General features: G+C 57.3%; 15 protein-coding genes and 1 tRNA gene. 10 read left to right on the forward strand and 6 right to left on the reverse strand.

The window, feature by feature from the left end; all coding sequences use genetic code 11:
* Positions 1-77: 77 nt before the first annotated feature.
* Entirely contained in the window at positions 78-2,963 is a 2,886-nt protein-coding gene (ligD, locus tag ACWKV9_RS20015) for a DNA ligase D (protein WP_483837863.1), read from the reverse strand.
* A gap of 169 nt (positions 2,964-3,132) precedes the next feature.
* Here ligD and ACWKV9_RS20020 point away from each other — a divergent pair, with 169 nt between their 5' ends.
* Positions 3,133-3,357 (forward strand): hypothetical protein, encoded by a 225-nt coding sequence (locus tag ACWKV9_RS20020; RefSeq protein ID WP_483837864.1) that lies wholly within the window; start codon positions 3,133-3,135, stop codon positions 3,355-3,357.
* Positions 3,358-3,901: 544 nt separating this feature from the next.
* On the opposite strand, the gene ACWKV9_RS20025 is transcribed toward ACWKV9_RS20020, so the two are convergent.
* The gene (locus ACWKV9_RS20025) at positions 3,902-4,348 is read right to left on the reverse strand and encodes a thiol-disulfide oxidoreductase DCC family protein (RefSeq protein WP_483837865.1); all 447 of its coding nucleotides are present in this window, start codon (positions 4,346-4,348) and stop codon (positions 3,902-3,904) included.
* Between the two features lie 185 nt (positions 4,349-4,533).
* Here ACWKV9_RS20025 and ACWKV9_RS20030 point away from each other — a divergent pair, with 185 nt between their 5' ends.
* The gene (locus ACWKV9_RS20030) at positions 4,534-4,794 is read left to right on the forward strand and encodes a hypothetical protein (RefSeq protein ID WP_483837866.1); all 261 of its coding nucleotides are present in this window, start codon (positions 4,534-4,536) and stop codon (positions 4,792-4,794) included.
* A 145-nt stretch (positions 4,795-4,939) separates the two neighbouring features.
* Positions 4,940-5,998, forward strand: a complete 1,059-nt coding sequence (gene nadA, locus ACWKV9_RS20035) for a quinolinate synthase NadA (protein WP_483837867.1) — start codon at positions 4,940-4,942, stop codon at positions 5,996-5,998.
* Positions 5,999-6,018: 20 nt separating this feature from the next.
* Here the strand turns inward: nadA and ACWKV9_RS20040 are convergent, their stop codons facing one another.
* Complete coding sequence (locus ACWKV9_RS20040; protein WP_483837868.1) at positions 6,019-7,452, reverse strand: M48 family metalloprotease; 1,434 nt, start codon at positions 7,450-7,452, stop codon at positions 6,019-6,021.
* A 148-nt stretch (positions 7,453-7,600) separates the two neighbouring features.
* Here ACWKV9_RS20040 and ACWKV9_RS20045 point away from each other — a divergent pair, with 148 nt between their 5' ends.
* A complete protein-coding gene (locus ACWKV9_RS20045; RefSeq protein ID WP_483837869.1) occupies positions 7,601-7,852 on the forward strand; it encodes a sulfurtransferase TusA family protein in 252 nt (83 codons plus the stop codon).
* Positions 7,853-7,883: 31 nt separating this feature from the next.
* Complete coding sequence (locus ACWKV9_RS20050; RefSeq protein WP_483837870.1) at positions 7,884-8,954, forward strand: AI-2E family transporter; 1,071 nt, start codon at positions 7,884-7,886, stop codon at positions 8,952-8,954.
* Between the two features lie 100 nt (positions 8,955-9,054).
* On the opposite strand, the gene ACWKV9_RS20055 is transcribed toward ACWKV9_RS20050, so the two are convergent.
* Entirely contained in the window at positions 9,055-9,528 is a 474-nt protein-coding gene (locus ACWKV9_RS20055; protein WP_483837871.1) for a peroxiredoxin, read from the reverse strand.
* Positions 9,529-9,537: 9 nt separating this feature from the next.
* A complete protein-coding gene (locus ACWKV9_RS20060) occupies positions 9,538-10,101 on the reverse strand; it encodes a glycine cleavage system transcriptional repressor (RefSeq protein WP_483837872.1) in 564 nt (187 codons plus the stop codon).
* A 326-nt stretch (positions 10,102-10,427) separates the two neighbouring features.
* Here ACWKV9_RS20060 and dapA point away from each other — a divergent pair, with 326 nt between their 5' ends.
* The 5 genes from dapA to ACWKV9_RS20085 all read left to right on the forward strand — a co-directional run bounded on the left by dapA (position 10,428) and on the right by ACWKV9_RS20085 (position 14,171).
* Entirely contained in the window at positions 10,428-11,306 is an 879-nt protein-coding gene (gene dapA / locus ACWKV9_RS20065; RefSeq protein ID WP_483837873.1) for a 4-hydroxy-tetrahydrodipicolinate synthase, read from the forward strand.
* Between the two features lie 17 nt (positions 11,307-11,323).
* Positions 11,324-12,442 (forward strand): NlpB/DapX family lipoprotein, encoded by a 1,119-nt coding sequence (locus ACWKV9_RS20070; protein WP_483837874.1) that lies wholly within the window; start codon positions 11,324-11,326, stop codon positions 12,440-12,442.
* Positions 12,443-13,201, forward strand: coding sequence for an MBL fold metallo-hydrolase (locus tag ACWKV9_RS20075; RefSeq protein ID WP_483837875.1), 759 nt, complete (start codon positions 12,443-12,445; stop codon positions 13,199-13,201).
* Positions 13,202-13,273: 72 nt separating this feature from the next.
* On the forward strand, positions 13,274-13,987 hold the full coding sequence (gene purC, locus ACWKV9_RS20080) for a phosphoribosylaminoimidazolesuccinocarboxamide synthase (RefSeq protein ID WP_483837876.1): 714 nt from the start codon (positions 13,274-13,276) through the stop codon (positions 13,985-13,987).
* Positions 13,988-14,081: 94 nt separating this feature from the next.
* Positions 14,082-14,171: transfer RNA gene (locus ACWKV9_RS20085), tRNA-Ser, on the forward strand.
* A 288-nt stretch (positions 14,172-14,459) separates the two neighbouring features.
* On the opposite strand, the gene ACWKV9_RS20090 is transcribed toward ACWKV9_RS20085, so the two are convergent.
* Entirely contained in the window at positions 14,460-16,157 is a 1,698-nt protein-coding gene (locus tag ACWKV9_RS20090) for an aspartate:alanine exchanger family transporter (protein WP_483837877.1), read from the reverse strand.
* Between the last annotated feature and the right edge of the window lie 51 nt (positions 16,158-16,208).

Here is a 16,208-nt window from a genome sequence, read left to right on the forward strand (position 1 = left end):
ACCACCAGCCTCTTATGAGCGTTTCTACCCACTGCTGATTCTTCTTCGGGGCGGCAAGAAGGCGGTGCTTCCAATCTTTACGAGCCACGCACGCCAACACGTTTGCGCATGTCGGCACTGATCGTCTGGCGGGTGTTGCTGAGGTCCGCCCAGGGATCTGTGTCGAGTTCGCCCAGTCGTTCGTGGATATTCCCTATGTTCCAGGCATTGGCGCCCTTGATCTCCAGCAGTTCCTCTCGAAAGATCGGCACCGACACTGGCAAGCCTTCACGCGAGCGAACGGCGTACGCACAGATGGTTGTCGCCCCCAGGCCGTTGCGCAGGTAATCGATGAAAATCCGGCCGACGCGATTCTTGGGTCCGGAAACGGCCGAGAATCGATCCGGAAGCAGTTTCGCGATGTGTTTGACGATGCCATGGCTGAAGCTCTTGACCGCTTCCCAGTCGTCCTGCGGTGTCAGCGGAACAACCAGGTGGATGCCTTTGCCACCGCTGGTCTTCAGGAAGGATTTCAGTCCCAGCTCATCCAGGACGGCCAGCGTCAATTGGGTGGCTTCCACCATGCTTTTCCAAGGCAGCGCCGGGTCGGGATCGAGATCGAGTATGAAGCGATCAGGCCGTTCAAGCTCCTCGGACACCGCATTCCAGGTATGCAGTTCGATGGTGCTCATCTGCACGGCGCCAATCAGGGCTTCGATGTTGTTGATCAACATCACGGGGTGTCCGGTGTATTCCTTTCCCATGGTTTCGATGCCGGGTATGGCAAGACGGTCGGCGTTTTTCTGAAAAAACAGTTCGCCAGCGATGCCGTCGGGTGCTCGAACCAAAGCAACCGGGCGGTCAGCAAGCTGGGGCAGCAACCACTCAGAAATCTGGATGTAGTAGTCGGCTAGATCGCGCTTGGTGGCACCGCTAGTAGCGTCAATCACGCGCTCGGGGTGCGTCAGTCTGATCTTGCCGGAAGTCGCCGATTGAGGCTTTGTCGCTTCATCGTTCTGTGCAGTTACGCGCGACTTTCTTGGTGGCTTGGATTGGGTTGGTGTCTTCTCACTGATCGGTTGAGCAGGGCGTTCTTCGGTAATGGACTCGGCTGGTTTGTCGTTACGCATCCCATGAAACACTGCGTGACGTACGGAGCCTTCTTTGGTGATTTCCGCGAACGCCACTTCTGTCAGAAGAATCGGTTTGAGCCAATGTACGCCTTTGGCTTCAAAGCCCGTCGGTGGATTAACAACCGGCGCTTTCTTGATTTCCAGTGGTACCAGTTGGCCGTGAATTGTTGTCAGGGTGGCTTCGTTGAATCCGGTTCCCACTTTGCCTGCGTAGCGTAATTCACCACTGTCGGCGTCGTGCAGCCCCAACAGCAGCGCGCCGAACTTACTCCGGGCGCCCTTGGGGTCGCTGTAGCCGACGACCACGAATTCTTGCCGCCGTTTGCATTTGAGCTTGATCCAGTCCCCGCTGCGACGTGACACGTAGCCACTGCCTACGCGTTTGCCGATCAGGCCCTCCATTTTCATCTGGCAGGCACTGTTGAGCAGCGCATCCGGCTCCTCGCCGAAGTCTTCCGAGAACCTGAGGTTTTCGTCCTCACTGGCCGCCAGCACCTTTCCCAGCGCAGCGCGACGCTGTTGGAGTGGCACCTCACTCAGATCCATGCCATTGAGGTAAGGAAGGTCGAACACGTAATAAACGATATTGCCGCTTCGGTTGACCTCGAATGCGTTCTGCAACGCCTGGAAATCAGGGACACCTTCTTCGTCGGCAACAACCATTTCCCCATCTAGCCAGGCCGACTTGAGTCCCAACGCGGCGATGGCCTCAGCTTGGCGGGGAAGCTTGTGAGTCCAATCGTGACCATTGCGCGTGAAGAGCTGGACCTTGCCGTCATCAACTCTGGCCATGATGCGATAGCCGTCGAACTTGATCTCGTAACGCCAATCGCCTTCAGGCGCCGACTCCACCAATGTCGCCAGTTCGGGTTTGAAGCTGTCAGGCAGCACTGAAGCCACAGCTCCCGTTAATTGCGCCTTGCCCGGTTTCTTCCTGGGAGCCGGTACTTTTTCCACTGGTTTAGGAGTGGCGGCCTTACCACCAAGCTTCTTCGGCAGATTTGGAGGCGGTGCTGATTCAGCCGCAGCCCGGTCAGTTTTTCTGGAGGACTTTTTCGGCTTTGTCTGCGGCTCCCCGATCTCAATCCAGGTGGGCGCATGATCGCTGGCATGCTCTTCACCGCGCACCCATGCGTCTACACCTGCGTTCAGCAGATAAGGAGCTAGTGTCGGGTTCAACAGTAAATGGTCGATCCGCAGCCCGGAATTAGTTTGCCAATGCTTACGAAAGTAATCCCAGTACGTATAAATGCGTTCTTCCGGGTACAGATGCCTCAGTGAGTCCAGCCAGCCTTGCGCCAGCAACCGCTCAAAACAATCACGACTCTCAGGCTGGAGCAAAGCGTCCTTAAGCCAGGAGCGAGTGTTGTAGATATCCAGATCGGTGGGCACGACGTTGAAGTCGCCCGCGAGCAAAACCGGGTGCTCGCTGGATTGTAAGGTCTTGGCATGTTCAATCAGATGTTCGAACCACCTGAGTTTGTAGTCGAACTTTGGACCCGGTTGGGGGTTGCCGTTGGGCAGGTAAAGGCATGCGACGATAACGCCGTGGGCAGCAGCTTCAAGATAGCGAGATTGAGTATCTGCCTCTTCGCCCGGAAGACCCTTGTGAATCAGCAGCGGTTCGGCGTCGCGCGCCAAAATGGCCACGCCGTTCCAGCTGGCCTGGCCCAAGTGCAATGAGCCATAGCCCGCCGCTTCAAGCTCGCGCGCGGGGAAATCCTTGTCCTGCGCTTTGAGTTCTTGCAAACACACGATGTCAGGCTGTTCACGCTCAAGCCATTTCAGAAGATTGGAAAGTCGTGTGCGGATGCCGTTGACGTTGAATGTCGCTATCTTCAGCGTTTGCATCTTTCGTTCCTTCGATTGATCGAGCCTCCTTATCTGAGGCGCGGCAGTCGGTGGAGTTCGAGATTTTTCGGCCCAGAGCGTGGCCGTATGAGAGATTTACCGAACGACATCGCGTTCTTGCCTTCGAACTCATATGCCGCGACTCATTCGAGGCTACCGGAGGCGAAAAATGAAAAGTAAGTCAGAGCTGGAAGGTGGATCAGGAAATGGTGCATCAATGGCGCCGCTCGAACCAGGCAGTCCGGATGTGATGCCCAATCCGCCAGTCGAAAATTCAGACCAATCGGACGAAAGCAAAACCCCCGTGGAGGACGATGGGGCAAGCGAAGAAGAGGATATGGAAGATGTGGAGGTCAACAATTCAGTCTCGCAAGAGAGCCCCCCTGAACGCTAGTTGATAGTCTGCCGCCTTCATGAAGATGAGGCTTTTCAACGCACAGGCAGCGCTGATTAGCCTGATCTTCGGGGTAAGTCTTGCCGCATTTTGTACAGGAATGCTTAGCTTTCGCGAGGCAGAGAATACCCGTGACACACCAGTTCAAGCTCATCCCAAGGGTTAATGGCTTCACGTCCGGAACGACAATTCGATAGATGCTGAAAGGGCAGGGATTTGTCGTTTTCGGATTGCTTGGCATGGCACTCTCGGCAGGTTGCACAGCCGCCACGAAGCTGCCACTGAAAATGCCACTTAATGAGTCGATCTTGAAAATTCATAATTCATAACCCCTCCGGATTCAACCTCGGAGCGGGATTGATCAATGAGAATGCGCGCTACCTATTCGAATAGATATATAAATCTCGCACGCAACTCATTTGAGTGATGGCCGGTAACGGGGTCGATACTCGGTAGATACCGGATCAAAAAGAGATGGAGCCGAAATGATCATGCCGTTGACGGTGAAATAGATTCTCTATTCTGACTACCTAATCCACACAAATCAGTTGGGTGTTTTTAAATAACGGTGTTCGTGATCCGCAGTAGGTATTTGGATGGAATCGTATTGGCCGAACAGCTTGTAGCGGTTAATGGCTATTTTGTCGTAAATCCAGTCGCGCATTCCGCGGGGCACGATCTGCGCTATCTGTAGCCAGCGCCACGGAGCTCGCAATCTTGCTGCGATCTCGAACATGGCTTCTGATCGTATGAAAAACTCGTCTTTGGAAATAAGGACGATTGTATTGAAGTTGTCGGTGGGCAAGCCTGCCCAGGCCAGCAGTTCCTGCCCTTGAGAAGACTGGACCGTCGCCAGCTTTATCAGGTGCGCCTGATCATGCGCAATCACGAATCGGGCCCATCCGTTGCAAAGCTTACAGGTGCCATCGAAAAGAACGACGGTATCCTCGGGAGCAAGCAGGGGCGGTGGGGTATTTTTCTCGTTACGCATGCTCTTCTCTCGTAATAGGCCGGGTGAGGCAGCGCTTGGCAGGTCATCCAAAGCACGGTTATGACATCGTGGCTTCCATTGTTTGCTTAAGCATTTCAAGCGCTTGATCAATAAGTCTGTTCGTTGAACTTCGTTCGACCCCTTATGTTCGAAGTAGCTCATTAAATAAACATGGGGTTTTACACGTGCAGAAGTTTTTAGCTTTTCCTCTGATATTGGCTGCCGCCATCAGTATGTCGGCGTGCGACTCAAAGTCCGAAGACAAAGCACAAGAAGCTCAGCATCACGCCGAGCAAGCTCAAGACAAAGCGAACGACGCCGCCACAGAAAACCAGAAGGCCGCCAAAGCTGAAGCTGAGTCAAAAAGCGCTGCAGCCGCAGAGAACAAAACATTTGTTCCCTCCAGCGCGGTTCCTGAATCCATTCAAACGCCGCCCAAGAACTGACTGCGTATAAGGACTGTGATCTTTGAGACTTGGCCGCAGAGATCGCTGACGACGCTAAAACCGGCGCAGAGGGAGAAGGTTTTTTCTGTCTGTCGTCGGGTGTAAACTTCGCGCTCGCGCGCAGGCGCACTCAGGTCTAGCGAACATGACACAGATTTCCGAACGCCTTCTGGTTCAGGCTCATCTTGATGCCAAACAGCCCAAACCCCTGACGCCCGATCAAGAGGCGCAATACCGCCGCGACATTGCCGCCGAGCTCAAGGCTCAGGACGCGGTACTGGTTGCCCACTATTATTGCGACCCGGTTATTCAGGCTTTGGCCGAGGAAACCGGCGGCTGCGTGTCTGATTCCCTTGAGATGGCGCGCTTCGGCAGGGATCACCCCGCCAAGACCGTACTGGTCGCAGGCGTGCGTTTCATGGGGGAGACCGCAAAGATCCTGACCCCCGAAAAACGTGTGCTGATGCCGACCCTCGAAGCCACTTGCTCACTTGATCTGGGGTGCGCCGTAGATGAGTTTTCGGCGTTCTGCGACAAGCATCCCGAGCGCACGGTGGTGGTGTATGCCAACACCTCAGCCGCTGTCAAAGCCCGGGCTGACTGGGTCGTGACTTCAAGCTGCGCGTTGGAGATTGTCGAAAGCCTGATGGACAACGGCGAGAAAATCATCTGGGCACCGGACAAGCATCTGGGCCGCTATATCCAGCGTGAGACCGGCGCCGACATGCTGCTGTGGGATGGCGCTTGCATCGTCCACGAAGAGTTCAAGTCCAAGCAGCTCGAAGACATGAAGGCGTTGTATCCGGACGCTGCGATCCTGGTGCATCCCGAATCGCCCGAGGCGGTGATCGATCTTGCGGATGCAGTGGGCTCTACCAGCCAGTTGATTGCCGCCGCGCAGAATTTGCCGAACAAGACTTTCATCGTCGCGACCGACCGGGGCATTTTCTACAAAATGCAGCAGCTATGCCCGGACAAAGTGTTCATCGAAGCCCCGACCGCTGGCAACGGCGCTGCCTGCCGCAGTTGCGCACATTGCCCTTGGATGGCCATGAACACGCTGGAGCGCACCCTGCAGTGCCTGCGTGAGGGCACCAATGAAATCTTCGTTGACCCGGCGATCATTCCCCACGCCGTCAGACCACTGCAGCGCATGCTGGATTTCACCCAGGCTGCGCGGTTGAAGCTGGCGGGGAATGCTTGAATCCTCTGTAGGAGCGCGTGTTAATTCATCATCTCTTTCACCGCCCGCTCCTGAGCGATGATTTCTTGCTGGCGGGCGTCGATCCGTGACGCCAGCTGGAAGTTGTTGTTCGCCCGACGTTTGGCGAAGTCCAGTTGCTGGATGGCCTGTTTGAAGTCACCGACCAGCGCAAAGTATTCGGCGCGGGCCTGATGCAGGCCGATGGTGTCGCCGGACAGGCCGCGCGTTTCCGCAACCATGTACCAGACGTCCGGGTCTTCCGGGCGGCTCTTCACCAGTTTTTCGAGTACTTTCTGCGCCTCGGGTGCGCGGTTTTGCTTGAGCAAGACGTCAGCCCGCTCCTGGATGAGCGGGTAGTTGTCCGGATAGATAGACAGCATCCGCTCGACCCGCTGCTGCGCGTCGGGCAGCCGGTTGTTGGTGATATCCAGGTCGATCTGCGCCAGGTTGTAGGTGATGTCATTCGGAGCTTTGTCGAGCAACGGCTTGAGTGACTCGCGCGCCTCGTTCAGTTGTCCGGCCTTGGTCTGCGCCAGTGCCAAGCCGTAGCGTGCAGCGTCGGACTTCGGGTTCTCGGTCAGTTGGGCGCGGAAACGCTTAGCCGCCATGCCCGGCGTTTCCTCGTAAATCAACGCAACGCGAGCGCGCATCAATTGATACTGCGGGCTGTCTTCCTTGCCGCCGGGCTTGGATTGCTCGGCGCGGTTGCGAGTGTCGGCGATGCGCGATTCGGTCACCGGGTGACTCATCAAAAACTCAGGCGGTTTGCGGTCGTAACGGTACTGGCGCGCCAGCCGCTCGAACATGGTCGGCATGTTGCGCGGGTCGTATCCGGCTTTTTCCAGGTTGAGAATGCCAATGCGGTCTGCTTCCGCTTCATTCTGGCGAGAAAAGCGCGCCTGCTCCTGAATCGCAGCAGCCTGTGTGCCGGCAATGGTGGCGATCCCGGCATCACCCGCGCCGGCTGCGGCCAGCACGATGCCAGCAAGCATGGCCGCCATCACAGGGACCTGCATGCGCTGTTGCGCCTGCACCCCTCGCGCAAAGTGGCGTTGCGACAAGTGAGCCAGTTCGTGTGCCAGTACGGCGGCGTACTCGCCCTCGCTTTCAGCGTGCAGAAACAGGCCTCCGTTGACACCAATGATCCCGCCTGGCGCGGCGAAGGCGTTGATTTCCGGCGTGTTGATCAGAATGAATTCAAGGCGGTGGTCTTGAACCTGGCTGGTTTCGGCCAGGCGGTAAACCGAGGTTTCGACATAATCCTTGAGTTGCGGATCATTGAGTTGCGCAACTTCCGAGCGCAACAGACTTAACCATGCGCGACCCAAATCATGTTCTTGTTGTGGAGAAACGACCGCAGAACTGGCGTCTCCGAGCGACGGCAAGTCATCGGCCGAACTCGGCATGGCGAGCAAGCATGCAATCGTCAGCAGGGTGGGGCGCAAAAAATTCATGCACGAAACTCTAAGGCAGAAAGGCCTTACTGTAGCTGGCTCAATAGCTTGCTGACCAGAGTGGGGTATTCTTGCGCTCTTATGCGAAACGTTCGCCAGTTCGGTTTGTGTTTTTCCACAATTGAATGTGTCTGCCCGGAGAGAAACGATGTCTGACGCTGTAGTGCGCCCCGAGACCTGCGATGCCGAGCTCGATGCCAGCGGCCTTAACTGCCCGCTGCCCCTGCTCAAGGCCAAAATGGAGCTCAACCGCCTGACAGCCGGGTCGGTCTTGAAAGTCACGGCCACCGATGCTGGCTCTCAGCGTGATTTCAGAACCTTCGCCAAATTGTCCGGCCATGTATTGCTGCACGAAGAGGCGGCCGACGGCGTCTATCGCTACTGGCTACGCAAAGCTTGATTTTGTTCACCCTCCGCCCAAAGGATTTTTGATGTTCAAGGTGCTTCGTGACTGGATGCAGCGCTACTTTTCCGATGAGGAAGCGGTGGTGCTGGCGGTATTGCTGATCCTGGCGTTCACGATCGTTTTGACTCTGGGCGGCATGCTCGCTCCGGTGCTGGCCGGTTTGGTGCTGGCGTTTCTGATGCAGGGGCTAGTGATCCATCTGGAACGCTTGCACATGCCCGAGGGCGCCGCCGTCGCATTGGTTTTCGCACTGTTCATGGGCGCGTTGGGGGTTTTCCTGCTGGTGCTGGTGCCTTTGCTTTGGCATCAGCTGATCACCCTGTTCAACGAATTGCCGGGCATGCTCGCTAAGTGGCAGTCACTGTTACTGCTGCTACCTGAGCGCTATCCGCATCTGGTGTCGGATGAACAGGTATTGCAGGCCATCGAAGTCGCGCGCGGGGAAATCGGCAAATTCGGTCAGTGGGCGCTGACCTTCTCGCTGTCGAGCCTGCCACTGCTGGTCAACATGATGATCTACCTGGTGCTGGTGCCGATTCTGGTGTTCTTCTTTCTGAAGGACCGCCGCATGATCGGACGCTGGGTGCGCGGGTATCTGCCCCGTGAACGCACGCTGATTACGCGCGTCGCCGAAGAAATGAACCGGCAGATTGCCAACTATATTCGCGGCAAAGTCATCGAGATCTTCATTTGCGGCGCCGTGACCTACGTCGCGTTCTGGGCGATGGGCCTGAATTATTCGGCGCTGTTGGCGATGTTGGTGGGGATTTCGGTGGTGGTGCCTTACGTCGGTGCGGTCGTGGTGACCGTGCCGGTGGCGTTCATCGCTTTGTTCCAGTGGGGCTGGAGCGATCAGTTCATCTACTTGATGGCCGTCTACGGCATCATCCAGACGCTGGATGGCAACGTGCTGGTGCCATTGCTGTTTTCCGAAGCGGTGAGTCTGCACCCGGTCGCCATTATCTGCGCGGTGCTGCTGTTCGGCGGGCTCTGGGGCTTCTGGGGGATATTCTTCGCCATCCCGCTGGCCACGTTGTTCAAGGCCGTGCTGGATGCCTGGCCGCGCAATGAGCCGACGGTCGCGCCGTTGTTGTAGGGGGGCGGACTCTGTAGGAGCCAACTTGTTGGCGAGAGGTCTTTGAGCGGCGAATCAGATCCGCCGTCTCGCGAATAAATTCGCTCCTACAGGATGAACATCAAGCGTTGTTCAGCGCCTGAGCCTGCTCCAGCACCGCATCAACATGCCCCGGCACTTTCACGCCACGCCATTCCTTGCGAAGTACGCCGTCCTTGTCGATCAGGAAAGTACTGCGGTCGACGCCCAGGTATTCCTTGCCGTACAGCTTTTTCAGCTTGATCACATCGAACAGCTGACACAGCGACTCATCCTTGTCCGAGATCAGCTCGAACGGAAAAGCCTGCTTGGCCTTGAAGTTCTCGTGGGACTTCAAACTGTCCCGCGACACACCAAACAAAACGGTATTGGCAGCTTTGAAGGCTTCGTGCTGATCGCGGAAACCTTGTCCCTGGGTCGTGCAGCCTGGGGTGCTGTCTTTGGGATAGAAATAAAGCACCACTTGCTGGCCTTTCAGCGCAGACAGGCTGACAGCCTGATCGCTGGTGGCCTGTACCTGAAAGTCGGTAACGGGTTTATCCAGTTCAACGGCCATGAGGTTTCCTTACATCGGTGCTTGTGGGCGCCAGGGTTCGATCAGCGCATCGAGATTCAGTGCGTCGGCGAAATCCAGGAACTGGTCACGCAGCCAACTGATTTGCGTACCGGCTGGCAGGGTCACGGTAAACGTCGCGTTGAGCATGGTGCCGCCGGTTTGTGGGGCCTGATAGGTGTCGCAAATCAGGTTCTCCAGCTCGACGTTATGGTCGATGAAGAACTGACACAGCTCATTAATGATGTCCGGGCGATACGCCGAGCTGACATAAGCCACATAAGGCAGAGCCTCCGGGCGGCTTTCGAGCGAAGCGCTGCGCACCACACTGACGGTGAAAGCGTGTTTCTTGGACAGGTTCGGCAGGCCGGTTTCGAGGCGGGCCAGGGCGTCCCAGCTGCCGGAAATCTGGAGAATCAGCGCGCTGTACTCGCCATGACGAGTCAGACGGGAGCTGACTACCGAGCAACGGTTTTCATGACTGGCGCGGCACAGGACGTTGGTCAGCTCCATTGGGTTGGCGCCAAGGGCACTGATGACAAGGAATTGTTCGCGAACTGTGGGGATTGACGACATGCAGCATTCCTAAGCGATGAGCGGTCGGTACATTATTGGCTTGCGTGGCGGGTTCGACGAGCGTCGACATCAAAAATACCCCCGTGCCGCTGGCTGATCGCGCTGGCGTGAGCTAGCCACGGCACGCGACGACAACGCTGGAGCGGGGGTTGCGACGACGAAAACGGGTGATCGAACGAGCTGCGCAGATGACCAGTACCGATCAAAGAATGAAGGGTAGCGAAAACCGTCGCTCAGGGGAATGCTCGTAGCACGGTACTTCGCTTGTGCAAGGCTGATGGCGCCAGTACCATTACCGCTCTCTTTTTCCGGCAGGAGCGGTTTGCATGATTGCGGGCAGTATGGTGGCACTGGTCACACCGATGGATGCACAAGGACGTCTTGACTGGGACAGCCTGAGCAAACTGGTGGACTTTCACCTGCAAGAGGGCACCAACGCCATTGTTGCCGTCGGCACCACTGGCGAATCCGCGACGCTGGACGTCAACGAGCACATCGAAGTCATTCGGCGTGTGGTCCAGCAGGTCAATGGCCGCATTCCGGTCATCGCCGGTACGGGCGCCAATTCCACCCGCGAGGCGGTCGAGCTGACCACCAACGCCAAAAACGCCGGTGCCGATGCCTGCCTGCTGGTAACGCCGTATTACAACAAGCCGACCCAGGAAGGCTTGTACCAGCATTTCAAGCACATCGCCGAAGCCGTCGACATCCCGCAAATCTTGTACAACGTGCCGGGCCGTACAGCCTGTGACATGCAGGCCGCCACTGTCATTCGACTGTCGACAGTCAAGAACATCATCGCTATCAAAGAAGCCACCGGCGACTTGCAGCGCGCCCGAGATATTCTGGCTGGCGTAAGCAGTGACTTCCTGGTGTTCTCCGGCGATGACGCAACGGCTGTCGAGCTGATGCTGCTGGGCGGCAAAGGCAATATTTCCGTAACTGCCAACGTTGCGCCGCGCGACATGAGCGATCTGTGCAAGGCCGCGATTGCGGGTGATGCCGTGACCGCTCGTGCGATCCACGAAAAACTGATGCCCTTGAACAAGACTTTGTTCATCGAATCCAACCCTATTCCCGTGAAATGGGCCCTGCATGAAATGGGTTTGATGCCGGACGGTATCCGTCTGCCGCTCACCTGGCTCAGCGAAGCCTGTCACGAACCGCTGCGGCAGGCCCTGCGCCAGTCCGGCGTATTGGTTTAATGAGGAAGCACTACGCAATGAAGCGACTGGCCGGACTTTCCGCACTAGCCCTGATTATCACCAGCACCAGCGGTTGCAGCTGGTTGTTTGGCCAGGATGGTTATTTCCGTGATCGCAGCAGCGATTACCTGGAAGCAACTCAGAAGCCACCGATGCAGCTGCCTGCCGGCGTTGCCGAGACCAAGCGTCTTGACCCGCTGTTGCCGATCCCGCGCAACGTGTCTGACGACGCTCAGAAGGGCGGTGAATTCAACGTGCCGCGTCCGCAGCCGTTGGCCACCACTCAGGAAGCCAGCGATTTCAGCCTGCAGAAAGCTGGCGATAACCGCTGGATTCTGGCTCAGCGTTCCCCGGCCGAAGTCTGGCCAGTGGCGCACCAGTACTTTGAAGACAACGGTTTCCGCATTGCCGAAGATCGTCCTGCCACAGGCGAGTTCAACACCAGCTGGCAGCGCATGGACGAATTGTCCGCAGCGGTCGCCAAACGCATGAGCACCGGTGGCTCGGCTGCCGACACCGAAACCAAAGTGCGCGTACGCATCGAGCCGGGTGTTCAGCGCAACACTAGCGAGATCTACGTGGTCAGCGTTCAGCGCCCGGCAGGCAGCACGTCAGAGGCCGAGTTTCCAACCAACAGCACCAACGTTGGCCTGGATTCGGTTTTGACCGATGACATGCTGGCGAGCCTGAGCCGCAACGCCGAGAAGGGCGGTTCGATCTCCCTGTTGGCTGCACAGGATTACGACACCCCAAGCCGCGTTTCGCTGAGCGAAGATGGTAGTGGTAACCCGGTTCTCAACCTGGGTGCCGACCTTGATCGCGCATGGTCCAGTGTGGGCCGCGCGTTGGGGCAGGGCGATTGGCGCGTTGAAGACATCAACCGAAGCCTGGGTCTTTACTACATCAACCTGGCTGAAAAGGCCGACAAGCCTGAAAACAAACCTGGCTTCTTCGCGCGCATGTTCAGCAGCGAAGAAACCACGGAACAGAAAGAAGCCCGTGCCGACCGCTATCAGGTCCGCCTGAGCAAAGTGGGTGACAACGTGCAGGTGACGGTCGAGAAGAACATCAACACCGTCGCGCCGTCTGAAATCGCCCGTCGCGTGCTGGGTGTGATTCAAGACAACCTCGGTTAAGTGCGCTTCGCGGTTCTGGGCAGCGGCAGTCGTGGCAATGGCACGCTGATCGCAAGCAACGACACGTACGTTCTGGTCGATTGCGGTTTTTCTCTGAGAGAAACCGAACGTCGGCTGGACCGGTTGGGTGTCAGCGGCAAGCAGCTGAGTGCCATCCTGGTGACCCACGAACATGCCGATCACGTGCATGGCGTGGGTTTGCTGGCTCGGCGCTACGATGTGCCGGTGTATCTGAGCGACGGCACGTTTCGCGGACTGCGCAAGCCTGTTGACGTTGCCGGTGTTCTGGCAGGCGGCCAAGCGCTACAGATCGGAGCGTTGAGCATCGATGTGGTCACCGTTGCCCACGATGCGCTGGAGCCTACGCAGTTTGTGTTCAACAACGGGCAACGCCGATTCGGTCTTTTAACCGACCTCGGCTCCTGGTGCCCGTCAGTGCTGCAAAGTTACACCGGCCTCGATGCACTGATGATCGAGTCAAACCACTGCCGTGACATGCTCGCCCGCGGTCATTACCCGTACTTCCTCAAGCAGCGGGTCGGTGGCGAAAGAGGGCATTTGAACAATCATCAGGCCGCAAACCTGGTGAGCGAGTTGGGATGGCAGGATTTACAGCACCTGGTGCTGGCGCATCTGAGCAGCAAAAACAATCTGCCGCATCTGGCCCGGCAATGTTTCGTCGACACCCTCGGGTGCGATCCGGACTGGCTACAATTGGCCGATCAAGATTCAGGGCTCGACTGGCGTGAAATCGCCTGACGTCCCAAACGGGGCGCCTTGCCCAACCATTAACGGGCGCCTGGCCCAACTATTTTGCAAGCGGAGCCCATCATGGAAAAACGTGAAGAACTCTACCGCGGCAAAGCCAAGTCGGTTTACACCACTGACGACGCTGACCGCTTGATCCTGCTGTTTCGCAATGACACGTCGGCATTCGACGGCAAGCGCATCGAACAGCTTGATCGCAAAGGCATGGTGAACAACAAGTTCAACGCCTTCATCATGCAGAAGCTCGAAGCTGCTGGCATTCCGACCCAGTTCGACAAACTGCTGGCCGACAACGAAGTGCTGGTCAAAAAGCTCGACATGATCCCGGTCGAATGCGTTGTGCGTAACTACGCCGCAGGCAGCCTGGTCAAGCGTCTGGGCATCGAAGAGGGTCAAAAGCTTGATCCGTACACCTTCGAACTGTTCCTGAAAGATGACGCCAAAGGCGACCCGTTCATCAACGAATCCCACGTTGTGGCGTTTGGTTGGGGCACCGCTGAACAGCTCGTTCGCATGAAAGAACTGTCGCTGAAGGTCAATGAAGTACTGACCAAGCTGTTCGACGACGCTGGCCTGCTGCTGGTCGACTTCAAGCTTGAGTTCGGCGTGTTCAGCGACGGCTCCATCGTGCTGGGCGATGAGTTCAGCCCGGACGGCTGCCGCCTGTGGGACAAGGACACCAAGAAGAAAATGGACAAGGACCGCTTCCGTCAGGGTCTCGGTGATGTCATCGAAGCATACGAAGAAGTCGCCCAGCGTCTCGGCGTGCCGCTCTAAAGCCTGGAAGGTGACGCAAGCATCTGATAGCACGCGAAAAATCCTCAAAAAGGGGTTCGCGTTCTGCAACTGAGCTGTTATGATGCGCGCCGTTGGAGAGATGCCGGAGTGGCCGAACGGGACGGATTCGAAATCCGTTGTACTGGCGACAGTACCTAGGGTTCAAATCCCTATCTCTCCGCCATAATTGAAAGCCTTCATAAACCAATAGGTTGTGAGGTTTGGCAAAGCGGGTTTGCACCGCCGCTTTGTACCAAAGAAATAGCCCTGATCTGCGGATCGGGGCTTTTTTTTGGTCGATTTTTGATTGGAGCGAGGCGATTTCATTCTGAACGCTACGGTTCTTCCGTCCGTTGTAGTGCTCAGCGCTGATCCACGCAGCGAAGGCGTTTTGCGTGCCATTCAAATCCCCACGCGGTTGCCAGCCCATCTGGCGATACTGCTCACGCATCGCCAGCCCTTTCTATTACTGCTAAACCAAAATCATCGCGAAGTATCCGAAGACCGTCAGCAGAATGCCGGACACGGCATACGCCACGGGGAAGCCAATCCACGGCACGGTGCTGTCGATTTCTTTCGCGGCTTCACGTGCTGGTCCGGAATGGCTGCGAGCGCCAGCCACGCCGCCCATAAGGATCGCCGGGTTGATTTTGAAGATATGAAAACCTACCGCCCAGACGATAAACGGCGGAATGGTGCAGGCGACGAAGCCCAGTACGAAGATCTTTAGCGCGATGATTGCGCTGATCTGCGACACAAGATTCGCCCCTGCATTCACGCCGACGATCGCGACGAAGAAAATCAGTCCCATGTCTTCGAGGATGTTGCGCGCAGCGTTCGGTGTGTTGCCGAAGAATCGAACGCGCGACACCAGCGACGAAACGATAATCCCCGAGACCAATAATCCGCCAGCGTTGCCCAGGCCAACCGCTGCACCGAATGCCGGCACTTGAATCAGGCCGATCAACAGACCAAGTATCATGCCGAGTGACAGCGTCAGCAGATCCGTCGCGGTGCTTGGCCGAGCCACTTTGCCCAGCAGCGCGGTGGCTTTGTCGATGGCGCTGCGCAGACCGATCAGGTGCATGACATCCAGTCGCTGCAAGCGTGTTTCCAGGCCAACGGGGATTGGCGCGCCGCCACGCTCAATGCCCACCAACTGCACTTGTCCCGCAATCGGCGACTGGCTGAAATCCTTGAGCGCCTTGCCTATGGCGTCGTGGTGAGTGACCAGAATGACGGCCTCATCCAGAGGTATATTCAGCGCCCGGGCGTCTGGTACTTCAGGGCCGATAAGACCCATGTGATCGGTCAGTGCGTCAAGGCTGCCGCCAAGGGCAATCACGTCCCCCAGTTGCAGCACCAACGTTGGATCAGCGCCAAACAACTGATCAGCCCGCTCCACATTCTCGATCTGGTAGAGCGCGAACCGCTCGCGAAATTGCGCGATGCTTTGGCCCGCCAACTCCTTGTTCTCCAATCGGTACGCGCGCAGATCGAAGGGCCGATAACCGCTTAGCCCTGCATCGTCGACATTGGGCACGCCGTGCTCGATCTCATAATCTTTGGCCGCCTTGCGCGCATCGACGCGCCACCAGCGCGGCAGGTATTTGCAGATCAGGATGATGCCGACCGTTCCCCAGATATAAGTGATGCCATAGGACAACGCGATCATTGCTGTCGCGGCCGCCGCCGTTGTGCCGGGCGGTAGGGGTACTACGCCCGAGGTGATCGCCTGTTCGGCCGAGCCAATGGCGGCAGACATGGTTTGTGAACCGGCGAGAATCCCGCCCGCAGCGCCCACGGGAAGGGCCAGCAGCCGAACGCCGAGCACTACGATGCCGAGCCCCAGAAACGACGAGAGAATGGCCAGGAACGTGAACTTCAGGCCATCACCCTTCAAGCTGTTGATAAACGAAGGCCCTACGCGCAGGCCGACCCCGTACATGAACAAGTAATAAAACAGGCTCTTGGTGAAGTTATCCAGCTCGAAATGCACGCCGTAGTACGACGCCCAGGTGGCGATGGCGCAGCCGATGACAATCGCCCCAGCGACCGCGCCTAGCCCATAGCCCTTGATCGTGCCCCGGCCTACCCAGACGGACAGGCCAACGACCAGGAACAGAAGAATGTAGGGATTGTGTTGCAGGAAGGTAAAGAAAGCAGTCACGTCGATTCGCACCCGGCTGTTAACGCTAAGGCACCGGGCCTCAAGACCCGG

This window comes from Pseudomonas corni (genome assembly GCF_057128765.1).